This window comes from Polynucleobacter sp. 35-46-11, assembly GCF_002281105.1.
In genome coordinates this window covers 1-2,971 of record NZ_NCFJ01000321.1, presented here as the reverse complement: position 1 = coordinate 2,971, position 2,971 = coordinate 1, and the positions used below count along the sequence as shown (strand labels likewise).

Here is a 2,971-nt window from a genome sequence, read left to right as displayed (position 1 = left end):
GCGGGTTACGTTGTCTACGGACCGCAAACCACGATGGCATTAACTTTGGGTGACGGCGTTGTGATGTTCACTCTAAATAAAGTGACTGGCGAGTTTGTTTTGATTAAGCATGCAGTGGAGATTTCTCACTCAACCAAAGAGTTCGCTATCAATATGTCGAATATGCGCCACTGGGCTGAGCCTGTGCGTCGCTACGTTGATGAGTGCTTGGCTGGTGTCAGTGGTGAGCGAGATAAAGATTTCAATATGCGCTGGATTGCATCCATGGTTGCCGATGTGCATCGTGTTTTATCACGTGGTGGCATCTTTATGTACCCATGGGATCAACGTGAACCCCACAAGCCAGGCAAGTTACGCCTGATGTATGAAGCAAATCCGATGAGCTTCTTAGTGGAGCAGGCTGGTGGTGCATCGACTAATGGCGAGCAACTCATCATGGATATGGTTCCTACGGAACTGCATGAGCGCGTTTCTGTCATGTTGGGTTCCAAGGAAGAGATTGAGCGACTCCAGCACTATCACTCTCAGACATAAGCAACTACTAAAACTCTGAGTTGACCAATTAGGTGATCAATTAAAAAGCCCAATCACGGATTGGGCTTTTTGTTAGGGCTACAAAAGCAAGTCCTAATTAAGGCTGAACTTTCTCTTTAAGGTAGGCTAGAGATTCTTCTACTTGGTCAATGAGAATCAGGCAGATGTCACCAGGAGATAAATCATTAAGCGCAGTATCAATTGCGAGGAATTCACCGGTAATTTCTTTAACTTGTTTAGCTTTCTTGGTGCCTACTAAACCTTCTTGCAAAAGCTTTAAGACTTCACCGTCTTCGCGACCGCGTTGACATTGATCTTGATAAAGAATGACATTGTCAAAGCTATTGCCAAGAATGCGAGTCAGGTCACGAATATCTTCATCCCGACGATCGCCGGCACCACTGATCACCACATGACTCTTTTTAGGTTTCATGGCTTCGATGGCGCTGGTTAGTGCGCGCATGGCATCTGGATTGTGACCATAGTCAGCAATCACTGTGGCGCCTTTATGCTGGAATTGATTAAAGCGTCCAGGCACTGAATTAGCCGTGCTCTCAAAAGAATGGAGGCCACGAGCCACTTTTTCCGCATCCAAACCGAGGGCCCAGGCTGCACCAATAGAAGCCATTGCATTTTCAATCTGGAAGCCCAGTACACCATTTTGTGTGAATGGAATCTCACTGACTGGGTAGCGGAAAAGTACGCGTTCTCCTTTAGAGCAGATGATGTGAGTGCCATCAAAATAAATCACTTTTTTGTTTTTGGCGCGATGGGCTGCAATAACAGGGTGATGTTGATTTTGAGAAAAGAAGATCACTCGACCGGTGCAGAAGTCACCCATTCTGGCTACGATAGGATCTGTTGCATTGAGCACGGCAGCGCCAGTTGGGGCAACGTTTTGAACAATGACACGCTTCAGAATTGCTAAGTCCTCTACGCTGGTAATGTAGTTCAGTCCTAGGTGGTCACCTTCACCGATATTGGTCACAACAGCTACTTCACAACGGTCAAAGCCAAGACCCTCTCGCAACATGCCGCCGCGAGCAGTTTCGAGTACAGCGGCATCAACATCGGGATGCATGAGCACATTGCGAGCACTCTTGGGGCCGCTGCAATCACCAGAATCAATTAAACGATGGTTAATGTATACGCCATCGGTAGTTGTCATGCCCACGCGTAAACCGGTCTCATTGAGTAAATGAGATATGAGGCGCACGGTAGTGGTTTTGCCATTAGTGCCTGTAACAGCTACCACTGGAATACGTCCATCCTCACCCAATGGGTACATCATATTGATGATGTCTTCACCTACAGGTCGGCCCTTGCCATATGAGGGCTTGAGATGCATCCGTAATCCAGGCGCTGCATTGACTTCCACAATGCCACCACCTTGCGGCTCTAGAGGTTTGTAAATTGCCTCGCACAAAATATCAACACCCGCAATATCCAACCCAATCATTTGGGCAGCAGCAATTGCACTCGCCGCTACATCGGGGTGTACATCATCAGTCACATCAGTGGCAGTGCCGCCGGTGCTAAGGTTGGCGTTATTTCGGAGTAAAACGCGCTCACCCGTCTTGGGGATGTATTGCGGGCTTAGGCCATTGCTGGCTAGATGCGCAAGCGCGATGTCATCAAAACGAATCTTGGTTAATGCAGTTGCATGACCATCACCACGCAATGGATTTTTGTTCTCTAGATCAACTAACTCTGATACGGTATGTTTGCCGTCACCAACCACTTGAGCCGGCTCTCGGCGCGCTGCAGCAGAGAGGCGATTACCCACCACCAGCAAGCGGTAGTCAGCTCCAGGGAGATAACGCTCGACAATGGTTTGGCGTCCAAAAGCCTGGGTGACAATAAAGCCAGCGCGAACCTCTGCTTCAGTTTGAATATTGGCAACAACCCCTTTGCCTTGATTGCCATCTTTAGGCTTCAGAACAATGGGGCCACCAATTTTTTGAGCAGCGCGCCATGCATCATCCGCAGTAGTAACGACTTCACCAGTGGGAATAGAAACTCCTGCAGCTGCCAATAAGTTTTTGGTGAGTTCCTTATCTTGTGCAATTGCTTCTGCAATCGCGCTAGTGTCGCTAGTCTCTGCTGCCTGAATGCGTTTTTGCTTGCTACCCCAGCCAAACTGCACCATGCTGCCTTCAGTCATACGGCGGTAGGGAATATTTCTTTGTACGGCAGCATCGACGATAGAACCAGTGCTAGGTCCTAGACGAACATCTTCATACAAAGCTTCTAATTCTGAGAGGGCCGCAGCTAAATCAAAAGGCACATCACTCAGGGTTGCTTGAATGAGCCCAAAAGCAAAGTCAAAAGCCATGCGCCCAACAACTTCTTCGGTGTATTCCACGACGACTTGATAGACGCCGACATCAACCGTTTGTACTGTGCGGCTAAAAGTGACTGGGCAACCTGCTTGAGA

At 48.4% G+C, this 2,971-nt stretch carries 2 protein-coding genes; one reads left to right on the top strand and one right to left on the bottom strand.

Features of this window, described 5'->3' with window-relative positions; translation table 11 throughout:
• The coding region (locus tag B7Y67_RS14255) for a class 1 fructose-1,6-bisphosphatase (protein WP_293599211.1) at nt 1–534 on the top strand (534 nt) is incomplete at its 5' end.
• Between the two features lie 97 nt (nt 535–631).
• Here the strand turns inward: B7Y67_RS14255 and cphA are convergent.
• A partial coding sequence (gene cphA, locus B7Y67_RS14250; RefSeq protein WP_293599210.1) for a cyanophycin synthetase occupies nt 632–2,971 on the bottom strand: 2,340 nt, incomplete at its 5' end.